The organism is Thermopolyspora sp. NPDC052614, assembly GCF_040678635.1.
Taxonomy (GTDB): domain Bacteria; phylum Actinomycetota; class Actinomycetes; order Streptosporangiales; family Streptosporangiaceae; genus Thermopolyspora.
The window spans coordinates 189,573-213,826 of sequence record NZ_JBFATZ010000008.1 but is presented as its reverse complement, the minus strand read 5'-3'; the positions used below and the strand labels follow the sequence as shown (position 1 = coordinate 213,826).

Annotated in this window: 19 protein-coding genes and 1 pseudogene; 12 read left to right on the top strand and 8 right to left on the bottom strand. The window is 71.2% G+C overall.

Annotated features, from left to right (window positions below):
- Window positions 1-102: 102 nt before the first annotated feature.
- Together AB0K60_RS19450 and AB0K60_RS19445 are read right to left on the bottom strand one after the other, a co-directional pair.
- Complete coding sequence (locus AB0K60_RS19450; RefSeq protein ID WP_364056391.1) at window positions 103-1,182, bottom strand: alpha-hydroxy acid oxidase; 1,080 nt, start codon at window positions 1,180-1,182, stop codon at window positions 103-105.
- A gap of 428 nt (window positions 1,183-1,610) precedes the next feature.
- The gene (locus tag AB0K60_RS19445) at window positions 1,611-2,624 is read right to left on the bottom strand and encodes a WYL domain-containing protein (RefSeq protein ID WP_364056388.1); all 1,014 of its coding nucleotides are present in this window, start codon (window positions 2,622-2,624) and stop codon (window positions 1,611-1,613) included.
- Window positions 2,625-2,807: 183 nt separating this feature from the next.
- On the opposite strand from AB0K60_RS19445, the pseudogene AB0K60_RS19440 reads away from it, so the two are divergent.
- Window positions 2,808-3,928, top strand: a pseudogene (locus tag AB0K60_RS19440) (winged helix DNA-binding domain-containing protein).
- 153 nt (window positions 3,929-4,081) lie between these two features.
- On the opposite strand, the gene AB0K60_RS19435 reads toward AB0K60_RS19440, so the two are convergent.
- The 4 genes from AB0K60_RS19435 to AB0K60_RS19420 form a co-directional block, all read right to left on the bottom strand.
- The gene (locus tag AB0K60_RS19435) at window positions 4,082-4,663 is read right to left on the bottom strand and encodes an ATP-binding protein (RefSeq protein WP_364056385.1); all 582 of its coding nucleotides are present in this window, start codon (window positions 4,661-4,663) and stop codon (window positions 4,082-4,084) included.
- A 59-nt stretch (window positions 4,664-4,722) separates the two neighbouring features.
- The gene (locus AB0K60_RS19430; protein WP_364056382.1) at window positions 4,723-4,968 is read right to left on the bottom strand and encodes a hypothetical protein; all 246 of its coding nucleotides are present in this window, start codon (window positions 4,966-4,968) and stop codon (window positions 4,723-4,725) included.
- Between the two features lie 98 nt (window positions 4,969-5,066).
- Window positions 5,067-6,287: a helix-turn-helix transcriptional regulator gene (locus AB0K60_RS19425; RefSeq protein WP_364056379.1), complete on the bottom strand. Its 1,221-nt coding sequence runs from the start codon at window positions 6,285-6,287 to the stop codon at window positions 5,067-5,069.
- A 170-nt stretch (window positions 6,288-6,457) separates the two neighbouring features.
- Entirely contained in the window at window positions 6,458-7,327 is an 870-nt protein-coding gene (locus tag AB0K60_RS19420) for a DNA-processing protein DprA (RefSeq protein WP_364056775.1), read from the bottom strand.
- Window positions 7,328-7,559: 232 nt separating this feature from the next.
- Here AB0K60_RS19420 and AB0K60_RS19415 point away from each other — a divergent pair, with 232 nt between their 5' ends.
- Window positions 7,560-7,781 (top strand): hypothetical protein, encoded by a 222-nt coding sequence (locus AB0K60_RS19415; RefSeq protein WP_364056376.1) that lies wholly within the window; start codon window positions 7,560-7,562, stop codon window positions 7,779-7,781.
- A 208-nt stretch (window positions 7,782-7,989) separates the two neighbouring features.
- Here AB0K60_RS19415 and AB0K60_RS19410 read toward each other — a convergent pair whose 3' ends face one another.
- Together AB0K60_RS19410 and AB0K60_RS19405 are read right to left on the bottom strand one after the other, a co-directional pair.
- On the bottom strand, window positions 7,990-9,237 hold the full coding sequence (locus AB0K60_RS19410; protein WP_364056373.1) for an ATP-binding protein: 1,248 nt from the start codon (window positions 9,235-9,237) through the stop codon (window positions 7,990-7,992).
- Between the two features lie 67 nt (window positions 9,238-9,304).
- The gene (locus AB0K60_RS19405) at window positions 9,305-9,868 is read right to left on the bottom strand and encodes a MarR family transcriptional regulator (RefSeq protein ID WP_364056370.1); all 564 of its coding nucleotides are present in this window, start codon (window positions 9,866-9,868) and stop codon (window positions 9,305-9,307) included.
- A gap of 107 nt (window positions 9,869-9,975) precedes the next feature.
- Between AB0K60_RS19405 and AB0K60_RS19400 the strand changes: the two genes are divergently transcribed.
- The 10 genes from AB0K60_RS19400 to AB0K60_RS19355 all read left to right on the top strand — a co-directional run bounded on the left by AB0K60_RS19400 (window position 9,976) and on the right by AB0K60_RS19355 (window position 24,060).
- Window positions 9,976-12,267: an LLM class flavin-dependent oxidoreductase gene (locus tag AB0K60_RS19400; RefSeq protein WP_364056367.1), complete on the top strand. Its 2,292-nt coding sequence runs from the start codon at window positions 9,976-9,978 to the stop codon at window positions 12,265-12,267.
- A 132-nt stretch (window positions 12,268-12,399) separates the two neighbouring features.
- On the top strand, window positions 12,400-12,534 hold the full coding sequence (locus tag AB0K60_RS19395; RefSeq protein ID WP_364056364.1) for a hypothetical protein: 135 nt from the start codon (window positions 12,400-12,402) through the stop codon (window positions 12,532-12,534).
- 374 nt (window positions 12,535-12,908) lie between these two features.
- Complete coding sequence (locus tag AB0K60_RS19390) at window positions 12,909-14,246, top strand: cytosine permease (RefSeq protein WP_364056361.1); 1,338 nt, start codon at window positions 12,909-12,911, stop codon at window positions 14,244-14,246.
- A gap of 26 nt (window positions 14,247-14,272) precedes the next feature.
- Complete coding sequence (locus AB0K60_RS19385; protein WP_364056358.1) at window positions 14,273-15,832, top strand: hydantoinase/oxoprolinase family protein; 1,560 nt, start codon at window positions 14,273-14,275, stop codon at window positions 15,830-15,832.
- Window positions 15,825-16,955, top strand: a complete 1,131-nt coding sequence (locus AB0K60_RS19380; RefSeq protein WP_364056355.1) for a DUF917 domain-containing protein — start codon at window positions 15,825-15,827, stop codon at window positions 16,953-16,955. Before AB0K60_RS19385 ends, AB0K60_RS19380 begins: the two co-directional genes overlap by 8 nt.
- Before the next feature lie 10 nt (window positions 16,956-16,965).
- Window positions 16,966-18,069 carry a DUF917 domain-containing protein gene (locus AB0K60_RS19375; protein WP_364056352.1) on the top strand — a complete coding sequence of 368 codons (1,104 nt, stop codon included), beginning with the start codon at window positions 16,966-16,968 and terminating at the stop codon, window positions 18,067-18,069.
- Between the two features lie 106 nt (window positions 18,070-18,175).
- Window positions 18,176-19,321, top strand: a complete 1,146-nt coding sequence (locus AB0K60_RS19370) for a DUF917 domain-containing protein (RefSeq protein ID WP_364056349.1) — start codon at window positions 18,176-18,178, stop codon at window positions 19,319-19,321.
- Complete coding sequence (locus AB0K60_RS19365; protein WP_364056346.1) at window positions 19,311-20,864, top strand: helix-turn-helix domain-containing protein; 1,554 nt, start codon at window positions 19,311-19,313, stop codon at window positions 20,862-20,864. Before AB0K60_RS19370 ends, AB0K60_RS19365 begins: the two co-directional genes overlap by 11 nt.
- Before the next feature lie 377 nt (window positions 20,865-21,241).
- Window positions 21,242-22,480, top strand: a complete 1,239-nt coding sequence (gene metK / locus AB0K60_RS19360) for a methionine adenosyltransferase (RefSeq protein WP_364056343.1) — start codon at window positions 21,242-21,244, stop codon at window positions 22,478-22,480.
- A 212-nt stretch (window positions 22,481-22,692) separates the two neighbouring features.
- Window positions 22,693-24,060 carry a diaminobutyrate--2-oxoglutarate transaminase family protein gene (locus tag AB0K60_RS19355; RefSeq protein ID WP_364056340.1) on the top strand — a complete coding sequence of 456 codons (1,368 nt, stop codon included), beginning with the start codon at window positions 22,693-22,695 and terminating at the stop codon, window positions 24,058-24,060.
- The last annotated feature ends 194 nt before the right edge of the window (window positions 24,061-24,254 follow it).

Here is a 24,254-nt window from a genome sequence, read left to right as displayed (position 1 = left end):
CCAAGCCTTGAACAGGGCGAAACCCTGCGCCAATGGCGTGTGCTCGTGTCATGGCAGTGCACGCCGCTACATCGGTGAACCGGGTGAAGCAGCACGCTTTGTTCAGAGTCGTCGCAGGAACCGTCGGTCGAGGTCGGTGACGCCTTCGCAGCCCAGCAGCGTGAGGATGTTCGTCGCCTCCTCGCGCAGGAGGTCGAGCACCCGCGTCACTCCGGCCTCGCCGCCGACGATGAGGCCGTAGATGGCGAGTCGGCCGAGCAGGACGACGTCGGCGCCGAGGGCGAGGGCCTTGACCATGTCGGAGCCTCGGCGGATGCCGCTGTCGAAGGCGATCTGGGCGTGGCCGGCCACCGCGCCGACGATCTCGGGGAGTACGTCCAGGGCGGCCGGGAGGTGGTCGAGTTGGCGTCCGCCGTGGTTGGAGACGCCGATCGCGCTTGCTCCGGCGTCGATCGCGGCCTTGGCGTCGTGGACGGTGGTGATGCCCTTGGCCATCCAGGGTAGGGTCGTACCCTTCATGAGTCGGCCCAGCTTCTCCCAGTCCCAGGCCGGGCCGGATCCGCCGAAGAGGTCGGCGAAGGCGTCGCCGCTGCCTTCGTCGTCGGCGAAGTTGCCGCCCGCGACGGAATGCGGCGGGGTGTAGTGGTTGCGGCGGTTGCGTTCCCGCCATCCGGCCGTCGGGGTGTCACAGGTGACCACGAGCGCGCGGAAGCCGCACTCTTCCAGGTGACGCAGGCGGCGTACGAAAGAGTCCTCGGTGCCTACCGGGTGGAGTTGCCCGAAGGCCATCCCGTCAGGCGCCGCGCGTCGTACGTCGGCGAAGGAGTGGGAGCCTGCCTCCGGGGCCATTCCCGAGATGCCGGCGCGGGCGGCGGCTCGGGCGACCGCCTTCTGACCCTGCGGGTGGAACAACTGGTCGACGCCGAACGGGGCGGTCAGCATCGGTGTGCGCAGCGGGACTCCCATGAAGACGGTTCGCAGGTCGGGCTCGTGGCGGCCTCGCATGATCCGCGGGGCGAATCCCCATTCGCCGAACGCCTCCCGGTTTCTGTGTAACGTCCACTCGTCCCCGGCGCCGCCTTCGAGGAAGTCGCGTACCTCATGGCTTAACGACTCGAGGGCTGCGGCTTCGATGTCGCCGAGCGTCTCGAACGGGATCCTCGATGTCAGTGCATGGGTCATGGCGGTGTACTCCTTGTCGCGAGCGTCGCCGCAGGGGCGCGGGCGTCAGATGGTGTGCGGCGCGGCCCTGCGCGGGGCGCTCACGCTGCGCCATGGTGTCCTGAAGGGGCGTTTCGTTCCATGGAGAAATGCACACGCCGTGGTCGAAGGCGCGGTTTGTGGGGCGCACGGCGGCGGGAGCGGGGGCTGACCCGCGTGGGGTGCGCGGTGTTCTGTGCTGCGTCCTGCGCCGGGCCTCTGACCGCATGTCCACGCCGTGCGGCTGAGCGGAGGCAGCGCGGAGTTCCTCGCCGAGGTCGGCAGCCGTCCAGCATCGGCCTCACGCCGAGCCGGCCGAACTGGTCGCGCGAGCCGTACGACTTCAGGAGCGGGGCGTCGACCTGCGCCGGAGGTGAGCCGCCCGCCGGCGACCGGAAGACGGCAGTGGCTCAGCCATTCGGCGGATCGTGGACGGCTCCGCGGGACGCGCCGGTCGCCGCGGCGGCGTAGCGGCGGGCCAGGTGCGCGAAGGCGTCCTTGAGCTCGGGCGGCCGGACGACCTCGATGTCGGCGTCGAACCTGCCGATGGTGGCGGCGAGGCCCACCCATGACCACGAGCCCAGGAGCAGCCGGCAGCGGTCCGGGCCGAGTTCCTCGACGACCGCGTCGCGGAAGTACGGGGACACGGCGGACGCGGGCAGGTCGAGGATGACCTCGCCCCGGCAGGGCCAGTCGTACAAGCTGGAGTCCCAGAACCTGGCGGCCACGAAGGCGGCCACGTCACCGCCGGGCAGCTCACGCGGGGTGAACCGAGGCCCGGTGGGGACGCGCGGGGTGATGCGGTCGGCGCGGAAGGTGCGCCAGTCCTCACGGTCGAGGTCCCAGGCGACGAGGTACCAGCGCCCGTTCCAGGTGACCAGGTGGTGGGGCTCGGCCCGGCGCGGCGGCGCCATCTCGTCGTCCTGTGTCGCGTACACGTGGATGTAGTCGAAGCGCAGCACCTCGCGGCGGTGGACGGCGGTGCTGAGCGCCATGAGCACGTCGCTGCCGACCTGCGGCTCCGACCGATTCGTGGGCCGCTCGACGGTGGTGACCCGGAGGGCGTCGATCCGGTGCCGCAGCCGTGCGGGCATGACCTGCCGGACCGTGTTCAGCGCGCGTGCCGCGGCCTCCTCGATGCCGACCCCGGAGGTGGTGGCGAGCTGCAGCGCGATGGCCAGGGCGACGGCCTGCTCGTCGTCGAACAGCAACGGCGGCAGGTCCGCGCCCGCGTCGAGCCGGTATCCGCCGTCGGGGCCCTTGGCGGCCGCGATGGGGTAGCCGAGCTCACGCAGGCGGTCGACGTCCCGGCGCACGGTACGCGGGCTGACGTTCAATCGCTCGGCCAGCAGCGCCCCCGGCCAGTCCCGGCGCGTCTGGAGCAGCGACAGCAACGTCAGCAGTCGCCCTGAAGTGTTCGGCACACTCCCATGGTGCCGTAAAAAGCGGACAGTTCCTGGCCGCTTTGTGTGCGACCGTAGTCCAGGGCGAGCAGCCGCCGGAGGCCTGGACCACGGTGGACTTCCGCGTGACCAAGGTCTTGACCTGTGCTCCGGCCTGGTGGCTGCCCGCGTCAGGAAACGACCATCGAAGGGTGTTGGGGCAGAATGTCCATCAAGACGCGGCGACACAACCCGAAGACGGTCCTTGGAACCCGGGCGCTCAACCGCGCGACGCTCGCCCGGCAGATGCTGCTCGACCACGCCGACCTGCCGGTCCTCGACGCCGTCGCGCACCTGTGCGGCCTGCAGGCGCAGGAGCCGCAGGAGCCGTTCGTCGGGCTGTGGTCGCGGTTGCGCGCCTTCGACCCGGCGGTGCTCTCCGACCTGCTCACCCGGCGCAGCGTGGTGCGGACCCATCTCATGCGCCGCACCGTCCACCTCGTCACCGCCGACGACGCCCTGGCCTGGCGGTCCCGGCACGACCTCATGCTGCGCCAGCGGGTGCTCGGGGTCTACCGCGCCGAACTCGACGGCATCGACCTCGACGAACTCCAGGCCGCGGGCCTGGCGGTGATGGCCGACGGCGAGCCCCGCACAGCGATCGGGCTCGCGCGGGAGCTCGGCGAACGCTGGCCGAAGCCGGGGCCCCGGGCGCTGGGGGAGCTGCTGATCCCCGGCCTCATCCCGGCGGCCCAGTTGCCGCCGCGCGGCCTGTGGCGGGCGAAAGGGGGAGCGCGTTACGCCACGTTCTCCTCATGGCTGGGCCGCGAGGTCGCCCCGCTGCCCCCGGACGCCTCCGACCCCGTCGGCCAGGCGCTGGTACGGCGCTATCTCGCCGCGTACGGCCCCGCCGCCTCGGCCGACCTGCGCGCCTGGTGCGGCCTCGCCGGACTGCCGGCCGCCGTGGACGCCGTACGCGAGGAACTGGTCTCCTTCCGCGACGAGCGCGGCCGGGAACTGCTGGACCTTCCCGACGCGCCGCGCCCCGACCCCGACACACCCGCTCCGGTGCGGTTCCTTCCGGCGTTCGACAACGCGGTCCTCGGCTACGACGACCGCAGCCGCATCATCGACGACGCCCACGCGGCCTGTCGGTCGCCGGCGCCCGCGTCGTCCTGGTCGACGGGCGGGTCTCCGCGACCTGGACCGTCGAAGCCGACACCGGGACCGTCACCCCGCTGCGCGACTTCTCCCGGGCCGAACGCCTGGAGGTGACCGAGCAGGGGCAGGCACTGGCGTCGTTCCTCTCCGAGGGCGCCGGCGACCGCGTTCACATCGCCGCGTAGTCGCTCCGCTCGGCGCGGGATCGGGCGGCGCGGCTTCGGCTCACGCCGCCCGAGGATCCCGTACGGTCAAGCGCCCGTCCGCGACGGCAGGGGACCGACGGCCGTAATCCTCGGTTTCCCCGGTCCGTTTGTGTCAGTTGAACGCAAGGCGCTTCACCGGGAGAAATCCGCATTGTTAGCGGTCGTGGCCGCCGCCGTCCCGCTTGTGAAAGTTTCATCGGCGGGCGATGCGACGGCCGGGAGACGCACATGGAACCAGACGAGTTTGCCGGGACCCTCGGGAGCGGGGGTGACGCCCCAGCAACTCACCAACCGGTCGACCAGGAAGAGGCCCCGACCGTTCTCGGCAAGGCCGTCCCGGTCGTCGCGGACGCGGGGACGCCCGAGTCCGGTGTCGGTGACGGTGCCGGTCAGCGAGCCGCCGGGGTGCAGATCCAGCGAGACCAGGACCCGGCCACCGCCGTGGACGATCGCGTTCGCGGTCAACTCACTGATCACCACCAGCACATCGTCGATGACCTGGGCGGGAAAGGCCCACGAAATGAGGGTCTGACGGGCCAGGCGACGCGCCTCGCCCACGGACTTCGGGTCGCGCTGAAGGAGCCACCGAGTGCTCCGAGTGCCCTTCACGCCGCCCTCGCCGCGGCATGAAGGGCTCTGTCCATCCTCCCCCTGGTACGCCGAAGCGGACAGAGGCGGGGTCTCTTCAAGTGATTTATCGTTTCCGCTGGTCATAAGATCGCTTCTGCTGGAGTGTGGGGTGAACCGTGACACGGTAACCGTGAGAAGGGTCTCTATTCGGAGACATCGCGCAGGACATGCAGGATGCGGTCGGCGACGCCGGTCACATCGCTCACGAGCCCGATCGCCTGGCCCCATGACCAGAGGAAGCGGCCGTCCTCGCAACCGATCGTCTCCGTGAGCGCCGACTCGTTGGGGTTGCGAACGTGCAGTGTCAAGCCGACGCCGGACTCGCAGAGACGTGCGGCCCAGCCCCGTTTGAGGATCTCCAGGCGCAATCGCTCAAGGTAGGCGTGCATGTTCCGTAGCGTGTCTGTCACGGCACGGAAAGTAGTAGGCGCTGCTGCTGTGAATCTTCACGCGTGTGAATGCCAGGGTAGACCAGCGCCCGCAGAGGTCAGTGGGGAACGCCTACCCTCGCGGCGAGCCCGCGCAATTCTCGGCCACCGGCACTGCTTCTGGCCTGTTCAAGCATGACGGCGAGGGTCTCACGGACTCGCGCGTTGTTCCGGAACCGCTGCGGGCCGGCCTTCTCGGCTTGAAGCAGCCACCGTACGGCTTCCTCGCGGGTGCTCTTCTCACGGGCAAGGCCGCGGCCGGTCTCGGTCAGGAAGTTCGCCTTCCGCGCGGGGTATGTGGCCAGGCGCGTGAGATCGACGCCGCTCCCCAGTTCTCTGACTCGTCTTCCGGATTCGCCCAGTTCCACGCCGATCTTCACGCGCCAGATCCGAACGTTGGTAGCGCTGAAACTCTCCCAGTTGCGGTCGATGTCGTCATCGACCCGGCGGGCCAGGTCGGCGGCTTCACTGAGCCAGCCCCGCGCGGTGTCGGCCTTCAGGCTGGCCGCTGTGGCCATCGCGGCGTTGAGCATCAACATGCCAAGGACGTGGATGCTCTCAGGGCGGTCGTCACGGACGTGAGGCTGAAGTCTTTCGATTTCTCTTACCGCCCGCTGTGCGGCCCGCGCCCAATCGCTGCCGTCGGAGCGGGCGAAAACGAACATGGCCTTCCCCCGGGCCACCGGATCGTCCAGACGGGCGGCGGCAGCGACGGCGAGTGCGGAGGCGATGTGCCCCAGATCGGGGTACCCGAGGTTGCGGGCCAAGCCGGAAGCGTGCACCGCCGCCTCAACGAGGGTTTCGAGCGCCAGACGGTGGGTGTGCTCGTCGGCGGGGTTCGCCACGTGGTAGTGGAGTTCGTCCATCACAGAGGGCAGTAACCGGCCCTCCGTCACGTAGTCATTGCGCCGCCAGGCCTGCTCGATCGGCCCGGCGAGGGTAGCGGCGAGTTCGGCGACCGGCCGGGCGCGATCCACCGCCGATTCGCCCAACTCCGCCGAAGTGAGAGCGAGACGCAGCGCGGTGATGTTGGCATGCGGCTGCGACTGCACCGGATCGGCCGACAGATGCGGCCCGCCAACGAGCTCCGTCTCGGAGACCTTCAGCGCCGCGGCGAGAGCGGCGATGTGCGACCGTCGATCAAGCGCACGCTGGCCCCGCTCGGCCATCGACAGAAAGCTGGGACTGAGGCCTGCGAGCCCGGCCAATTGCTCAAGGCTCATCCGTCGCCAACGGCGCAGGATTCGGAGCCGGGCACCGATGGTGACCTCGTCGTACACGGCCGTGCACCTCCTGAAGTCGCGATGACTCAGGCTAGGCGCCTTCACCTCGTCTTTGCCTAGACATGACGCGGGCTACAACCTACTCACGCGACGGTGAGACCGTCGGACGGCATGAAAGTCGCTCGCGAATCATCTCCCGCAGGCTGGGTGAGGTCTCGGCCACCCCGTCAGATTAGCCGCGACAGCAAACTTTCAAGTTGCCTTGGGCGGCCCAGCACACCGTCGACGATGGTCATGGCCTCATCAACGCTGCGAGCCACGTGGACATCGGGCTTACCCGCGGCGACCCGTCCCCATTGAGTTTCATCGACCACCGACTGCATCAAGATCACTGGCCTCCCGTGTTCCACGGCCTTACGGGCCTGAACGCGGGTGCCACTTCGCTCGCCGGCCTCAACGATGATCGTCGCCAGGCTGTACCCCGACATCGTGCCATTGCGTAGCGGAAAAGTGCTCTTATCTGGTGCTCTGTCGGGCCAGAACTGAGAGAAGACGGCGCCGTGTTCGGCGATCTCTCGGTGAAGATCACGATTTTCCGGTGGGAAATGTCGGCGAATGCCAGTGCCGATGACCGCTACGGTACGGCCGTGCGCGCGAATCGCGGCCCGGTGCGCCGCGGTGTCGACGCCCGCGGCCAGGCCGGAGACGACGGCGAGGTTACGCCTGACGAGCTGCGTGGCCAATTCCTCGGCGATGGCTCGGCCCGCCGGGGAGACCGATCGAGCACCCACGACGGCGACGCCATCATCCTCGGCCAGAACCGCTCCGCGAGCGAACAGCAGCGGAGGGCGATCGAACACATCTCGCAGTCGATAGGGATAGTGATCGTCCCCTAAGGCGATCACCTGAAAGCCCTCTCGTTCCCAGGCGGCAATCTCCCTGCGCGCCTCGTCTATCGCTTCCTCGAACGGGTCGGAGAACAGGTCGGTGGGCGCCAGACGTTCATGGAGCAGGGCCGTCGCCGACGCACCCTCGGTAATCCGCTGGACGAGATCGCGCTCGCCCTTCTCCGTCGTGGTACGGCGAAGCAGCGCCACCAAGGCGGCGCGCTCCCTGTCGTTCCACCCATCCACGGCTACCACACTAGTGTTCCGACTCGGCCCGCGTCACCAACCACATCGAACGCTTGTGCTGATGATCGCCGTAACCGCAGGTGACGATCGCCAGGAAGGGCGGCCGCGTGGGTGAGGCCGAGGCGGCCCGACGACGTTGACGCTCAGCCGTACGTTCGCCTGGTCCGTGGGTAGGGGGGCGGAAGGAGGGATGAACATGATCGAGCAGAGCGTGCTGGACGAGATGCGCCGGGTCCTGGACGAGGTCTTCCGCGACCGGGACCAAGCGACCCGTCGTGAGGTGTACTCCTGCGCATCAGAGCACCTTCACATACCCGCGGAGACGATGGCGCGGCTGAACGAGCTGCCGGACCGCTTCTACAGCAGGCAGGAACTGACGGAGGAGGTCGACAGAATTCTTCGCGACAGCGGGCAGTGAGGCGAGATCTCCGGAAGTTTCCTGAGGGCCGAGCGGTCGCGCCGTGTGATCGCGGGCGGGCTGGGCTGGCGTCGGCGGTGTGGTCTCGTCAATGTGGAGGCACGACACGAGGGAGCCTGTGCGGCCCCGGTTCAGCACGGGCGTAACTCGGTCACGGCGCGGGGCAGGCGGGCACCGCCCGTGGGTGGACCATTTCGCTTGACCCGGCTCACCGGCGCGTGTCCGTGGTTCGGTTCTCTATCTCTACCGCGATGCCGCCGAGCCCGATGTGCGGCACGCCGCCGTATCTGCCGCGCAGATAGCCGCGTGCAAGGCTTTCGTCCGGGCGTACCCCCACGTCGGTGAGCGGATAGAGCTCGGATTCCCCGGTCTTGCGTTTCTCGGTGAGCCACACCTGGTCGCGGTCCAGCGGTCGTTCGACGTGGGCCTTGCTCAGCAGCGTAACGTCGTGCCCGGTGAACACCAGTTGTGCTCCGTGTGGGTTGGCGACGGGGTCCTCGAAGAGTCGGACTACCTCGGCCACCAAGATGGGGTGCAGGCTGGAGTCCAACTCGTCCACCAGCAGCACCGCGCCGTCGTCGAGGGCTTTGAGCAAAGGGCCGAGGAACGCGAACCAGGCGAGGGTGCCGAAGGACTCCTGGTGACCGATGTCGAATGGCACGGGTCCGTCCTTGCCGCGGTGGATCAGGGAGACTTCGGGTGGTTCGTCGCCTCGCTCCTCAACCTCGACCCCGGTGACGCCCAGATCCGCGACGGTCAGCAGACCTTCGACACGCTCCCGGAACTCAGGTCGCAGCAGTTCGCGTCGAGTGGTGGCGTCGCGCAGGGACGCATCGTCGCCTGGGCCCACCAGATACAGATTGTCCTTGAACCAGTCATGTAGCGGCAGGAGCTGTTTCAGCTGCAGCGACCCTGCTGCGGTGAGGAACAGTGCGTTTGGCCTGGTGTAGTCGATGACCGGCTTCTTGGCGCCCTTCAATCGGTCGCTCGGGAAGCGATATTCGTCTTCGCCGCGCTCAGGGCGTTCCGCGTCCCGCTCGAACCAGACCTGTCGGCGGCGGCTGCCCTGCGGATAGACGTGCAGCCATTCGGTCTCCACCCGCTCGTCGGACACCTCGAACCCGTAGACATGTCTGTCACGGCCGATCAGGACGTCCACTTCGAAGAGGGATGCCTCGTCGGCGGCCTCGCGGTCCAAGGCGAACGGTCGCCGCGGAACCCCTTTGCCCCGCGCCCAGTCGGCCACCGAGTCGAGCACGGCATGGCGCATCCAGCGCATGGCGGCCAGCACGTTCGTCTTTCCGCTGGCGTTGGCCCCGAAGATCGCCGCCACCGGTGACACGCGCAGGCCGACCACGTTTCTCGCGGCTTGGTCTCCGCCCTGTGGTGCGAGGAGTGACAACTCGAACTCTCGCCGAAACGACAGGACGTTCGCGGCGCGGAACCCCACCAGCATTCGATCAACCCCCACCAGGCGAGGAATTGCTTCTAATTCTACGCCTGTTCTGGAGGGAAATCCGCGATTAAGGCCCTGAAATTCGCCCGGATACCTGATCGCCAGTTGATCGCAGGGTTGGGGGCGACTGGAGGCTGCGGGCGGCGGTGCCGCAGCGGTCGGGGTCGTGGGGGAGGGACTTGGCGAGTTGGGTGAGTAGGTGGCGGAGGTGGTGGCGGTCGGGTTCGGGGAGGGTGCTTAGGAGGTCCTGTTCGGCTGTGCGGGTGCGGGCGTCGAGGGCGGCCAGGACGGTACGGCCGCGCTCGGTGGGCACGATGCGGCGGATGCGGCGGTCGGCGGGGTCTTGGTGGCGTTCTACCAGGCCGGTTGCGACGTATTCGTCGATGAGGTGGGTGATGGCGCTGCGGTCGACGCCGAGGCGGGCGGCGAGGGTGGCCTGGTTGGGGGGCTCCTCGTGGACGACCATCGACAGCACGCTGTAGCCGCGGGGGCCGTAGGGCAGGTCGCCGACGGCGGCCTCGATTCTGGCGGTCCACTCCCGGAGGAGGACGGTGAGCGCCCAGCCGAACTCGCCGACGAAGGGATCCGTCGTCTCGGTGTCCGGTGAGGTCGGAGGGGTCTCGGTGGTCATGGACTCAGCCTAGCATATCCATCTGTGTGGCAGATCGTTGTGTGGGAATATAGGTTGTATGGACTATGGTTTAGTTCAACAACGATCTGATCAGAGATGGAGTCGTCATGGCCGACTATGGTCATCAACTGACCTTTGGGACCTTCATCACTCCCGCCAACGAGGACCCTCAGCGTCCCGTGGAGCTTGCGCGGCTCACCGAGGCGTCGGGGCTGGACCTGGCCACTTTTCAGGATCATCCGTACCAGCCGGGTTTTCTGGACACCTGGACGCTGCTGAGCTGGGTCGCCGCCTCCACCGAGCGCATCACGCTCTCCGGCAACGTGATCAACCTCGCGCTGCGCCCTCCGGCCGTGCTCGCGCGCGCCGCCGCCAGCCTGGACCTGCTCTCCAAAGGCCGCCTCGCCCTGGGCCTGGGCGCGGGCGGCTTCGTCGACGCGGTCGCCGCCATGGGCGGGCGCAGGCTGAGCCCCAGCGAGTCCGTCGAGTCCCTCGCTGAGGGCATCGAGATCATCCGCGGCATCTGGGACGCCGGCAACCCCGCCCTGCTCAAGGTCGAGGGCAAGGTGCACCGCGTCGTCGGCGCCAAGCGCGGACCCGCCCCCGCCCACGACATCCCGATCTGGCTCGGCGTGCTCAAGCCGCGCATGCAGCGGCTGGTTGGACGCGTCGCCGACGGCTGGCTGGTCACCCTCGCCTACATCAAGCGCGACGGCCTCACCGACGGCAACGCCCGGATCGACGCAGCCGCGATCGAGGCCGGACGCGACCCCGCCGAGATCCGCCGCATCCTCAACATCGGCGGCGCGTTCACCTCGGCCAATCGGGGCTTCCTGCAGGGTACGCCCGAGCAGTGGGTCGAGGAGCTCGCTCCGTTGGCCCTCGAGGAGGGCATCGGCACCTTCATCCTCGCCACCGACGACCCCCAGACCATCGAGATCTTCGGCGAGGAGGTCGCCCCCGCCCTCCGCGAGCTCGTCGCCGCCGAGCGCCGCTCCTCCGGCACCGCCCCCGCCGAGCGCCGCCGGGGCAGCGCCGCCCTCGCCGCCCGCCGTCCGGGCATCGCCTACGACGACCTGCCGCCGAGCCTCGCCGAACGGGCCGTCGAGCCGGGCGACCGCGGCTACGACACGGTCCGCTCCACCTACGTCCACCCGGGACGGCCCGGCCTGGTCCTGCGCCCCCGCAGCGCCGAGGAGGTCGCCGAGGCGATCACATTCGCGCGCGGGCAGGACGTCCCGATGGCGATCAGGTCCGGCGGCCACGGCTTCAGCGGACGCTCCACCAATGACGGCGGCATCGTCGTCGATCTCGGCGCGCTCAACTCCATCGAGGTCCTCGACGAGTCCTCCCGGCTGGTACGGCTCGGCGCGGGAGCCCGCTGGGGCCAGGTCGCCGAGGCGCTCAACCCGTACAAGTGGGCGATCAGCTCCGGCGACTACGGCGGCGTGGGCGTCGGCGGCCTCGCCACCGCGGGCGGCATCGGCTTCCTCAACCGCCTGCACGGGCTCACCCTCGACCACGTACGCGCCGCCGAGGTCGTGCTCGCCGACGGCCGCGTCGTCCGCGCCGACGCGGAGAACCACCCCGACCTGTTCTGGGCCGTACGCGGCGCCGGGGCCAACATGGGCGCGGTCACCTCACTGGAGCTCCAGGCCACCGAGCTCGGTGACTCCGGCAACGTCGTCTACTCGATCCTCGTGCTGGACGCGAGCGACCCGGCCGGGCTGCTGGAGAAGTGGGGGCAGGTGGTCGAGACCTCGCCGCGCGAGCTGACCAGCTTCCTCATCCTCGCCGCGACCGGCCGCGCCGCGCCGTCCACGATCGCGCAACTGATGACCGTGTACGGCAGCGACGACACCGACGCCGCAGTGAAGGCGCTGCAACGGCTGGCCGACATCGCCCCGGTCCTCGACCACCAGGCGGTGCTCACGCCGTACTCGGGGATCATCGGCCCGGCGGAGCCGCACTTCACCTCCTCCGGCCACTCGCCGATCAGCCGCTCGTCCCTCTTCGAGCACCTCACCCCGGAGGTCTCCCGCGGCGTCGCCAAACTGGTCACCGACCGCATCTCGTACTTCACCCAGATCAGGGCCGTCGGCGGCGCCGTCAACGACGTGGATCCCGCCGCGACCGCCTACGCTCACCGCCACCAGAACTTCTCCGTCGTGGCCCTCAGCGGCGCGCTCGGCCGCGACCGGCTCGACCAGCCCTGGGACGCCTGGCTCCAGCCCCACGCCGACGGCCTCTACCTCAGCTTCGAGACCGACCCGCGCCCCGAACGCCTCGCCGACGCCTTCCCCGAGCCGACCCTGACGCGACTCCGCGAGATCAAGCGCGTGTACGACCCCGACCAGGTCTTCAACACCAACTTCCCCATTCCGCCGGCCGACGCGTGAGCCCGGCCCGGCCGTCGCGGCACCCGCCGCAAGCGTCCGGCGGGCTGGGCCGGAGTTGTCGACGCCGCCCGCCGTGCACGGGCGGCGACCGCCAAGCGGGCCACCCGGGTCGTGCAGGGCGCACGAGGCCCGGTGGAGGTGCCGGTGGAGCCCCAGCGGGTGGCGGCGCTGGTCGGGTCGAACGACATCGACATGATGGCGCTCGGCATCACGTCCGGGTACGCGGGCACGTTCGCCAAGGGCCGGACCGAACTCCCGGCACGATGACCTGGTATGGGCAGGACCGCCACGCCGCGTCAGGCGGCTCACCACCGGTCGGCCCACCGTCCGGGAGCCGCCGTCGGGCAGGTGGCCACGCCGATTGTGTCCGACCGGGCCGGCCTGCGCCAGGCAGCATGCCGCCTACATCGCACCACCGCGCCGTCCGGCCCCCGCCGCCGACGCGGCCCGCGCCCGGCTGCGGCGCGCGGCCGCGGGTGCGCGGCGGGCCTCGCGCCGCCGATGAGCCGACTGTGCGTCATGCACAGCCGATGGCGGCTGATTGGGCAGGTCGCATCGTGACGGGGAGTGACGTCCGTTCCTAGTCTCGGCGGTAGCTCCTGTGCCTGGCCGACCAGGCATTGCCCCCCTTGGAGGCAGTCATGGCTTCTTCCCTCGGAACCGACGACTACGCCATAGCCCGCGTCCCCGCCCCCGCCCGCTACTCCTGGTTCTCCGTGGCCGTCCAGCGGTTCGGCCAGATCTCCGCGCTCAGCCAGTTCCTGCTCGGCGCGACCCTCGGCTTCGGCATGACCTTCTGGAACGCCTTCTGGGCGATCACTCTCGGCGCGGTCATCCTGGAACTGGTCGCGATCGCGCTGGGGATCATCGGCATGCGCGAGGGTTTGTCCACCTCCACGCTGGCCCGCTGGTGCGGGTTCGGCCAGGCCGGTTCGGCGGTGATCGGGCTGGCGATCGGGATCAGCCTGATCGGCTGGTTCGGCATCCAGTCGGCGGTGTCCGCCGAAGGGTTGCACCAGCTCATGCCGGCGCTGCCGGCGTGGCTGTGGGCGCTGCTGTTCGGACTCGCCGTGACCGCGATCGTGGTCAAGGGCTTCCACTCGATGGCGTGGACCGCGTACCTGACCGTTCCGGCGTTCGTGGTGCTGGTGGCGTGGTCGGTCGGGACGGAGCTGTCCCGGCACTCGCTGGGCGAACTCGCGTCCGCCGCGCCGGCCGGGCCGTCGCTGACGCTGCTGCAGGGTACGACGCTGGTGGCGGGCGGCTTCATCGTCGGCGCGGTGATCACGCCGGACATGACGCGGTTCAACCGCTCGGTCGGCGACGTGGTGAAGCAGACGGTGCTCGGCATTACGCTCGGCGAGTACGTGATCGGCCTGGTCGGCGTGCTGCTCGCGCACGCGATCCGGTCCGACGACATCATCCTCATCGTCACCTCGACCGTCGGCTGGGTCGGCGTGCTCGTCATCATCGTCGGCACCCTGAAGATCAACGACTGGAACCTGTACTCCTCCGGCCTCGGCCTGGTGAACTTCATCGGCACCGTCTTCGGCCGCCACGTCAACCGGGCCATGGTCACCCTGCTCATCGGCGTCGTCGGCAGCGTGCTCGCCGCGGCGGGCATCCTCAGCCGGTTCACCGACTTCCTCACCCTGCTCGGCGTCACCTTCCCGCCGATCGCCGGAATCATGATCGCCGAATACTTCGTGGTGCGGACGTGGCGGCGCGAGCTCGACGACAGCCGGGCCGGCGGGGGCATGCCCGCGCAGGCGCCGCGCTGGGTGCCGGCCACGCTGGTGATCTGGCTTGCCGCGAGCCTGGTCGGGCATTTCGTCACCTGGGGGCTGCCCAGCATCAACTCGCTGGTCGTCGGTTTCGTCCTGTACGCCGTGGCGGGCAGGCTCGGCCTCATCCGCGGGTACGGTGCCGCTCCCACCGAGACCGCCGAGACCGCCTCCGCGCCCAGCTCCAGCGCCTGACCCCGTTAACCCGAAGGACCTGATTCATGCGGATCGGAATCGACGTCGGCGGCACGAACACCGACGCCGTGCTCATGGACGGCACCACCGTCCTGGCCGCGGTGAAGACCGCGACCACCCGCGACGTGACCAGCGGCATCACCACCGCCCTCGCCGAGCTGAAACGCCGGCGCGCCTTCGACCCGGTCGCGGTGAACGCCGTCATGATCGGCACGACGCACTTCATCAACGCCCTGGTCGAGGCCGACCGGCTCGCCCCGACGGCCGCCGTCCGCCTCGGCCTGCCGTCCACCGCGTCGCTGCCGCCGATGGTCGACTGGCCGCAGCGGCTCGTGGACGCCATCGCGGGCCGGGCGTACCTGTGCCACGGCGGCCACGAGTTCGACGGCCGGCACATCTCCGAGCTGCGCGAGGACGAGATCGACCGGGTCGCCGAGGACCTGGACCGGCACAGCATCCGCAGCGTCGCGATCTCCAGCGTGTTCTCGCCGGTGAACGCCGAGTTCGAGCAGCGCGCGGCCGAGATCCTCACCGCGCGGCTGCCCGGCCTCGCGGTGTCGCTGTCGGCCGAGGTCGGCCGCATGGGACTGCTGGAGCGGGAGAACGCCACGATCATCAACGCGTCGCTGCGCGAGCTCGCCGGGAGCATCGTGGACGGCCTGGCCGGGGCGCTGGCGGGGGCGGGCATCCGCGCGCCCCTCTACCTGAGCCAGAACGACGGCACGCTGATGGACGTCGACTTCGCCCGCCGCTACCCGGTGGCGACGTTCGCCTCCGGGCCGACGAACTCGATGCGCGGCGCGGCGTTCCTGTCCGGCGTGGACACCTGCGCGGTCGTGGACGTGGGCGGCACCACCAGCGACATCGGGGTGCTGCAGAACGGCTTCCCCCGGGAGGCCACCACCGAGGTGAGCGTCGCGGGGATTCGCACCAATTTTCGCATGCCGGACGTGCTCAGCCTCGGCATCGGCGGCGGCAGCCGGGTCCGCGACGACGGCGGCACGGTGACGGTCGGGCCCGACTCGGTGGGGTACCGCCTCGCCGAGGAGGCGCTGGTCTTCGGCGGCTCCACGATCACCGCCACCGACGTGGCCGTGGCCGCCGGGCGTGCCCGCATCGGCGACCCCGGCCTGGTGCGGCAGGTGGACGGGAAGTTCGCCGAGGCGGCGCTGCGCCGCATCGCGGCCGACATCGCCGACGCCATCGAGCGCATGCGCACCTCGCCCGACCCGCTGCCGGTGGTCGCGGTCGGCGGCGGCTCGATCCTGCTGCCGGACGAGTTCGGCGACGCCGGCCCGGTGCACCGGCCCGAGCACTTCGCCGTCGCCAACGCGATCGGGGCGGCGATCGCGCAGATCGGGGGCGAGGTGGACCGCATCTTTCCGGTCGAGCCGGGGCGGCGCCGCGCCGTGCTCGACGACGCCAAGCAGGAGGCGGTGGACAAGGCGATCGCCTCGGGGGCCAAGCCGGGCACCGTACAGGTGGTGGAGGTCGACGAGGTGCCGCTCGCGTACCTGCCGGGGAACGCCACCCGGATCCGGGTCAAGGCGGTCGGTGATCTGCAGGTGGAGGCCGGTCGTGGCTGAGCGTCTCATCACCGAGGCGGACCTGGACGACCTCGCCGTGGGGGCCGCCATCCTCGGCACCGGCGGGGGCGGGGACCCGCACATCGGGCGGCTGCTCGCCCACTCGGCCGTGCGTACGGGCGGGCCGGCGCGGCTGGTGCCGCTGGAGGAGGTGCCCGACGACGCCGTCACCGTCATGGTGGCGATGATGGGCGCGCCGACCGTGATGCTGGAGAAGGTGCCGTCGGCCGAGCAGGTGGCCACCGCCGTGCGCGCGCTCGCGCGGTACCTGGGCAGGAAGCCGACGCATCTGGTGTGCGCGGAGGCCGGGGGCGTCAACGCGCTCGTGCCCGTGGTCGCCGCCGCCCGGCTCGGGCTGCCGATGATCGACGCGGACGCGATGGGGCGGGCCTTCCCCGAGCTGCAGATGGTCATTCCCACCCTGTACGGCCTGACCGCCACGCCGATGTCGATCGCCGATGAGAAGGGCAACCAGGGCATCTTCGACACCGTGGACAACCATTGGGCGGAACGCCTCGCCCGCTCGGCCACCATCGACATGGGCTGCTCCGCCATGATCAGCCTGTTCGCGATGGACGGGCCGAAGGCGCGCGAGGCGCTCGTGCCCGGCACCCTGTCCCTGTGCGCCGAGCTCGGGCGCCTGGTGCGGGAGGCTCGCGCCGCTCACCGGGATCCGGTGGCCACCGTCGTCGGGCGGCTGGGCGGGGTGGAGCTGTTCGCGGGCAAGGTCGTCGATGTGGCCCGCCGTACCGAGGGGGGCTTCGCCCGGGGTGAGGCCGCCATCGCCGGCGTCGGCGGCCATGCCGGGGAGGACTTCCTGCTGCGGTTCCAGAACGAGCACTTGGTCGCCGTCCGCGAGGGCGTCGTCGTCGCCTCCGTCCCCGACCTGATCTGCGTCCTCGACGCCGAGACCGGCACCGCCGTCACCACCGAGACCCTCCGGTACGGCCAGCGCGTCCGCGTCATCGCCGCGCCCTGCGACCCCCGCTGGCACAGCCCGGAGGGCGTGAAGCTCGTCGGCCCCCGCTACTTCGGCTACGACCACGACCCGGTGCGCGTCCCCGCCGGTGCGCACCGCCGGACTCCCGACTCCGGCCGTGCCGCGGCGGAGGCCCGGCCATGAGGCGCACACTATGAGCCGTACGCTGAATCGCGACGACCTGGCCGACCTCGCGCGCGGGGCCGCGCTGCTCGGCACCGGAGGCGGCGGCGATCCGCACATCGGCCGCCTCCTCGTCGACCAGGCCCTCCGCGAGAGTTCCGGCACGATCACCGTGCTCGACCCGGCCGAACTCGGCGACGACGCGCTGATCATTCCGACCGCGCAGATGGGCGCGCCCACCGTCATGGTGGAGAAGATCCCGCGCGGCGACGAGGCCGTGGCCGCGCTGCGCGCCCTCGAACGCCATCTGGGACGGCGCGCGTACGCCACCATGCCGATCGAATGCGGCGGAATCAACTCGATGATGCCGCTGCTCGTCGCCGCCCGCACCGGGCTGCCGGTGGTGGACGCCGACGGCATGGGCCGCGCCTTTCCCGAACTGCAGATGGAGACGTTCTCGGTGTACGGCGTGCCCGGCTCGCCCCTCGCCATCGGCGGCGAGAACGGCGAGACCGTCATCATCGACACCGGCGACGACAACCGGCGGATGGAGTGGCTGGCCAGGGGCGTCACCATCCGCATGGGCGGCGTGGCGCACATCGCCGAGTATTCGATGACCGGGGCCGACGTGAAACGCACCGCCGTACCCAACACGCTCACGCTCGGCCTGCGCATCGGGCGGACGCTGCGCACGGCGCGGGAGGAGCACCGAGATCCGCTCGCGGCGCTCGCCGCCACCATGGCGGACACCCTGTACGACAAGGTCCGGGTGCTGTTCCGGGGCAAGGTCGTGGACGTCGAACGCCGCACCGAGGCGGGCTTCGCACGCGGGCACGCCACGCTCGTCGCCTTCGAGGGCGCGGGCAAGCTGGAGATCACCTTCCAGAACGAGCACCTGGTGGCGCGCGTGGACGGCGAGGTCCGCTGCGTCGTCCCCGACCTGATCTGCGTCCTCGACGCCGACACCGCCGAGCCGATCACCACCGAGGGGCTGCGCTACGGCCAGCGGGCCGTCGTCATCGGCATCAGCACGCCCGCCCTGATGCGCACCCCCGAGGCGCTGGCGGTGTTCGGGCCGCGCGCCTTCGGGCTCGACGTGGACTTCCGGCCGGTCGAGGACCTGGTGCCCGGCTGAGGCCGAGCGCCGGGCGCGTACACCAGGGCGAGGGCCGTCAACGGCGGCCTGCCGTCCCGATCGGGCCGGTTTCGACCGATCGGATGGCTCGTGCCAGTCTGGGCGGGTGGCGATTCAGCTCGGTCCGGCCGAGGTCGACGACCTGGCCCGGGGCACGGCGCTGCTCGGCTCCGGCGGCGGCGGGCAGACCGACCTGGCCGCCCGCGTGCTGCGCCGCAGCCTCGCCGGAGGACGGATCCCGCTGCTGGAGATCGGCGACGTCGGCGAGGGCGGCCACGTGGTGCCGGTGGGGCTCGTCGGCGCGGTGTCGGTGTTCACCGAGCGGCTGCCCTCGGGCGGGGAGTGGACGCCGGTGATGGCCGCGATCCTCGAACGCACCCGCGTCGCCCCCGTCGGAGTGATCGCCATCGAGGTCGGCGGGGTCAACGGCATCGTCGTCTTCGTCGCCGCGGCCGAACTCGGCCTCCCGGTGATCGACGCCGACCTGCAGGGCCGGGCGCTGCCCCGCCTGGACCAGATGTCGGTGGCCGCGCTCGGCGAACCGGTCACCCCGCTCGCCATCGGCGACGCCGGCGGGCGCATCCTCATCCTGGACGGCATGCCGTCCTCGGCGGGGGAGCGGATCATCCGGTCGGCGCTCAGCGAGTTCGGCGGGTGGGCCGCCTTCGCGATGCGCCCGCTGCCGGTGGCCGATCTGCACCGGCTCACCATTCCCGGCTCGCTCGGCCGCGCCCTGCGGCTCGGCGCCCGCCACGCCGCCTGGACCCGCGACGCCGACCCGCACGCGATGGCCGCCGCCCTCGGCGCCCGCGTGCTCGTCGCGGGGCGGGTCCTGGATGTCGTACGGCATCGCGCCACGGCCGGGTTCGGGCGCGGGTCGGTGATCATCCGGGCCCATGAGGGAGGCACGCTGCTGCGGCTGGAGATGGAGAACGAATACCTGCTCGCCCTCGTGGACGGCCGGCCGATCGCCTCCACGCCCGACATCCTGTGCGTCGTCGATCGCGCCACCGGCGTTCCCGTCGCCTGCGACGCCGTACGCGGGGGGCTCGACGTCGTCGCGCTGCACCTGCCCGGCCCGCCGTTCTGGTGGCGCTCCGCGGCCATGCACGCGGTCGCGCCACGCGCGTTCGGGCTCGACATCGACCCGATCCCGCTGGACGACGGCCCGCGACCACACCGGCCCGCCGGCGCCGCGGACGCCGACCGGCGCGCGGCGGGGCACGGGGATCGGAGGGCCGATGCGCGGTGAGGACGGGTTCACCCTGCGTGAACTGCTGGGATATCCGCCGCTCGCCGCCGCCGTGAGCATGACCGGCGAGGAGGACCTCGACCGGCGCGTCACCGGCGTCACGCTGATCGACCCGGCCGGTACGCGACCCGTCCGGGCGGGGGAGATCGCGTTGTGCGCGGCCGTACCGGAGGGATATCTGAGCAACTGGCGGCTCGACGCCACGATCCGGCGGCTGTGCGACCAGGAGGCGGCGGCGCTCGCGGTGCCGCTGCCGGGGCCGGAGGAGGAGCCCCTGCTCGACGGCAGCCGCCGCCTCGCCCGGCACCTGGGGCTGCCGGTGCTCGGCATCGGCACGGACCCGCTGCGGTGGGCGGGGGAGGCCACGATGTTCCTGCACGCGCCCGCCGTGCACGCGGCCGAGCTGCTGCGCCGGGCGCACCGGGCGCTCACCGGCGCGCCGCTCAGCCCGCAGGAGGTGGCCCGGACGCTGGGGAGGATCCTCGACCGGCCGGTGGCGGTCCTCGGGCCCGACGGGACGCCGATCACGCAGTCGCCCGGCCCGCCGCCCGGGTTCGACGCGTACGCGGCCGTGGCGCAGACGATCGTCGCGGACGGCGAGACCACGGTGGCGGTGCCGGTCCCCGCCACCACGGGCGGGGCCGTCGACCTGTGGCTCGCCGCCGCGCTCGGGCGGGCGCCGGAGCCGTGGGCGCGGGCCGCCGCCGACGTGCTGCGGGCCGGGACGCTCGCCGTCCAGCGGTGGCAGGCGACCCGGCGGGTCGTGCTCGAACGCGACGCCCGGCTGCGCGCCAGCCTCTTCGGCGACCTGCTGGAGGGACGGCTCGGCCGCGGTCAGGGCACGCGGCGGGACGCATCAGAGATCGGCTGGCGGCTCGACGGCTGGCATGTCGCCTTCCACATCGCCGCCCTCGGCCAGGTCGATCTGCTGCGGCACACCGACGCGGTCGCCGCGGCGCTCGCCGCCGAGAACGTCGAGGCCACCCTCGTGGAACGCGGCGACGGCTGGTCCGGCTGGGCGACCGGCCGCGCCGAGCCGGACCAGGACGCCGGGCGCGACCTGCTCGCCGCCCTGCGCAAGGTCCGCCGCCGCCTGGCGGGCCGCTTCGACTGCGCGATCGGCGTCGGCCGCGCCCACCCCGACGCCTCCGGCCTCACCCGCAGCCTCGCCGAGGCGTGGGATGCCTCCCGCCTCGCCAGGGGCCGCCCGCAGACCGGCCGCCTGGTGCACATCGACCGCCTCGGCCTCGCCCAGTTGCTGACCGCCTGGGCGAGCAGCGAGACGTTCGCCCCGGCCGCGACCCGCCTGCTCGAACCCCTGGAGTCGCAGACCGGCGACCTGCTCGCCACCCTCGCCGCCTACCTGGACTCCGGCGGGTCGGCCGCCGACACCGCCGCCGTCCTCGGCGTACACCGCAACACGGTCGCCGCCCGGCTGCACCGCATCGAGGAACTGCTCGCCGTCGATCTGGCCAACCCCGACGACCGCCTCGCCCTGCACCTGGCCTGCCGCGTCGCCGTCGATCGCCATACGGTCACCTGAGCGGCCCTGCGTCCCGGATTGGCAGCCGCTGCGACACGCCCGTCGGGTTCGCGGCGAGAGCCGAAAGGGAAACGGGCCCCATAATTAGGGGGATGCGAAGATTGGTCCCGGCGTTGGTTCGCCGGCCGGTGCATAAACCGCCCGTAACGACGCGGTCGGCGCAACCGGAAACGGGGGATATCGGTCGGTGGAGAGCTCGCTCCGGCCGTGGCCCTGGCGTCCCCGCCGGTGACGGGCCAGGTGTTTCCTCCGCCCCGCGAGGGCCGGGCCGTCCGACGCTGATCGTCCCAGGGCCCGATGCCGTACGGCGGGGCATGGCCCTAGTCTCTCCCTGAGCACACCTCTGATAGCGATCTAAATTCCAAGGAGCCTCCCCGATGTCGCTGCCGCAATCCCAGGACTACCTGTTCACCTCGGAGTCGGTCACCGAGGGACATCCGGACAAGATCGCCGACGCGGTGTCCGACGCGGTGCTGGACGCCGCGCTCGCCAACGACCCGATGTCCCGGGTGGCGTGCGAGACGCTGATCACGACCGGCATGGTGGTGGTGGCCGGTGAGATCACCACGCCGGTGCACCTCGACTACTCACAGATCGTGCGCGACACGGTGAACCGCATCGGCTACGACAACGGCGCGTACGGCTTCGACGGCAACCACTGCGCGGTGCTGGTCGCCCTCGACAAGCAGTCGCCGGACATCGCGCAGGGCGTGGACCAGGCGCACGAGCACCGCGGCAAGCTGTCGGAGGACGAGCTCGACAAGGCCGGGGCGGGCGACCAGGGCATGATGTTCGGGTACGCCACCGACGAGACGCCCGAGCTGATGCCGATGCCGATCGCGCTGGCGCACCGGCTGTCGCGGCGGCTCGCCGAGGTACGCAAGGACGGCACGCTGCCGTACCTGCGTCCGGACGGCAAGACCCAGGTGACGATCCGGTACGTGGACAACACGCCGGTGGCCGTGGAGCGCGTGCTGATCTCCACGCAGCACGCCGAGGAGGCGACGAACGAGCAGATCCGCGAGGACCTGTGGCAGCACGTGGTCACCGCGTCCCTGCCGTCCGGCTTCTACGACCCCGAGGCGCTGCACGCGGACCTGCTGGTCAACCCGACCGGGCGGTTCGTGATCGGCGGCCCGGTGGGCGACGCCGGCCTCACCGGCCGCAAGATCATCGTGGACACGTACGGCGGGTACGCCCGGCACGGCGGCGGCGCGTTCTCCGGCAAGGACCCGTCCAAGGTGGACCGCTCGGCCGCGTACGCGGTGCGGCACGTGGCCAAGAACGTGGTGGCCGCCGGGCTCGCCAAGCGGTGCGAGGTGCAGGTCGCGTACGCGATCGGGGTGGCCCGCCCGGTCTCCCTGCTGATCGACACGTTCGGCACCGAGCGGGTGAGCCTCAAGCTCATCGAGAAGCTGGTCAACGAGCACTTCGACCTGCGTCCGGCGGCGTTTCGCCAGCGGCTCGACCTGCACCGGCCGATCTACTCGCCGACCTCCGCCTACGGCCACTTCGGGCGTACCGACGTGGACCTGCCCTGGGAGCGGACCGACCTCGCCGACACCCTGCGCGAGGCGGCCGGCCTGTCCGCGGACGCCGCCCCCGCCACGGCCTGACGCGACCTTCCCGCGTTACGCCTGAGACTGCCAGAACAAAAGGGTCAAAATGGACTGAAATAGGACAGGGGCACAATTGACCTCGTGCCCCTGTCGGGCCGCCGATCCGAGGGTAGGAACCGGGTTCTCTGGCCGTACAGGATTCCGGCCGTGATCGTCCTCCACCCGTGAGACCACGATCCGCCGCACCGGAGGCCTGGAAAGGAGCCCCGATGAACCGGATCGGCGGCAGCACCCTTCCCGACACCTGGACCCGCCCCCGCGTCACCGGCGACCTGCCCGGGCCGCGCTCCGCCGAGCTGCTGGCCCGGCAGGACGAACGCGAATCGAACGCCCGCACCTACCCACGCCGTCTCCCCGTCGCCATCGCCGAGGGACGCGGCAGCTTCGTCCGCGACCTCGACGGCAACACCTTCATCGACTTCCTCACCGGCGCCGGAGTCCTGTCCCTCGGACACAACCACCCCGAACTCGTCCGCGCCGCCACCCGGCAACTCGGCCGCCTCGCCCACGGCCTCGACCTCCCCACCCCCGCCAAGGACGCCTTCACCCACGCCCAGCTCGCCATGCTCCCCGCGGACCTGCGCGACCACATGCGCGTCCACTTCTGCGGCCCCGCGGGCGGCGACGCGGTAGACGCCGCCGTCAAACTGTGCAAGACCGCCACCGGCCGCCGGGACGTCATCGCCTTCGGCGGCGGCTACCACGGCAGCGGCCACCTCGCCATGTCGCTCAGCGGCCTCGTCGCGCAGAAACAACCGATCGCCGACCGCGTCCCCGGCGTCCACTTCTTCCCCTACTCCTACTGCGCACGCTGCCCCCTCGGCCTCGACCCCGGCCGCTGCGCCGTCAACTGCGTCACCCTGCTGGAGGAGACGCTGCGCGACACGCACGGCGGCATCCCCCTTCCCGCCGCCGTCATCATGGAGCTCGTCCAGGGCGAAGGCGGCGTGATCCCCGCCCGCCCCGAGTTCGTGCGGCGGGTACGCGACCTCACCGCCGCGCTCGACATCCCCCTCATCGTCGACGAGGTGCAGACCGGCTGCGGGCGCACCGGCACCTGGCTCGCGTTCGAGCGGTACGGCATCCGCCCCGACGTGATCGTCATGTCCAAGGCCCTCAGCGGCCTCGGGCTCCCCGTCGCGATCATCTTGTACGACCGGCGGCTCGACGTGTGGGCACCCGGCGCGCACATCGGCACCTTCCGCGGCAACCAGACCGCCTTCGCCGCCGGAGCCGAGGCCGTCCGCATCGTCCGGCGCGACGGCGTACTCGGTAACGTCGCCGAGCGCGGCGAGCAGATCGCCGGCCGCCTGTCCGAACTGGCGGCGAACCCGTGGGTACGCGACGTGCGCGGCCTCGGGCTGATGTGGGGCGTCGAGCTGGCCGACCCGCAGGACGGTCACCCGGCGGGCGGTCTCGCCCGGCGCGTGCAGGCGGGCGCGCTGCGCCGGGGGCTGATCACCGAGGTCGGCGGGCGCGGCGACTGCGTGATACGGCTGCTGCCCGCGCTGAACGTGACGCCCGAGGTCGTCGACATGGCCTGCGACATCCTCCTCGACGCGATCGACGCTGCCTAGCGCCGTGACCGGGCGTTGCCCTGCCGGCCGGGGAGTCCGTGCAGCTCAGGAATCGCTGCTGGAGGGGGGTGGTGCCGGGTGTTCCTGGATCGTCTGAGTGTGTGGGAGGGGCTTGGGTGATGTTCGGGAGGGTTTTGTGAGCTCTGGTGGGTGGGGCGGGGATGGCCGGGGGAGTTGGTGCGGTTCGGGGATCG

Bases quoted from the DNA above. Each gene is read 5' to 3' on its own strand.
- AB0K60_RS19435 (WP_364056385.1), bottom strand. From the start codon at position 4,663: ATGACCAGCGGAAACGATAAATCACTTGAAGAGACCCCGCCTCTGTCC.
- AB0K60_RS19375 (WP_364056352.1), top strand. From the start codon at position 16,966: ATGAGCCGTACGCTGAATCGCGACGACCTGGCCGACCTCGCGCGCGGG.
- AB0K60_RS19450 (WP_364056391.1), bottom strand. From the start codon at position 1,182: ATGACCCATGCACTGACATCGAGGATCCCGTTCGAGACGCTCGGCGAC.
- AB0K60_RS19415 (WP_364056376.1), top strand. From the start codon at position 7,560: ATGATCGAGCAGAGCGTGCTGGACGAGATGCGCCGGGTCCTGGACGAG.
- AB0K60_RS19405 (WP_364056370.1), bottom strand. From the start codon at position 9,868: ATGACCACCGAGACCCCTCCGACCTCACCGGACACCGAGACGACGGAT.
- AB0K60_RS19400 (WP_364056367.1), top strand. From the start codon at position 9,976: ATGGCCGACTATGGTCATCAACTGACCTTTGGGACCTTCATCACTCCC.
- AB0K60_RS19385 (WP_364056358.1), top strand. From the start codon at position 14,273: ATGCGGATCGGAATCGACGTCGGCGGCACGAACACCGACGCCGTGCTC.
- AB0K60_RS19355 (WP_364056340.1), top strand. From the start codon at position 22,693: ATGAACCGGATCGGCGGCAGCACCCTTCCCGACACCTGGACCCGCCCC.
- metK (WP_364056343.1), top strand. From the start codon at position 21,242: ATGTCGCTGCCGCAATCCCAGGACTACCTGTTCACCTCGGAGTCGGTC.
- AB0K60_RS19365 (WP_364056346.1), top strand. From the start codon at position 19,311: ATGCGCGGTGAGGACGGGTTCACCCTGCGTGAACTGCTGGGATATCCG.
- AB0K60_RS19430 (WP_364056382.1), bottom strand. From the start codon at position 4,968: ATGCACGCCTACCTTGAGCGATTGCGCCTGGAGATCCTCAAACGGGGC.
- AB0K60_RS19390 (WP_364056361.1), top strand. From the start codon at position 12,909: ATGGCTTCTTCCCTCGGAACCGACGACTACGCCATAGCCCGCGTCCCC.
- AB0K60_RS19410 (WP_364056373.1), bottom strand. From the start codon at position 9,237: ATGCTGGTGGGGTTCCGCGCCGCGAACGTCCTGTCGTTTCGGCGAGAG.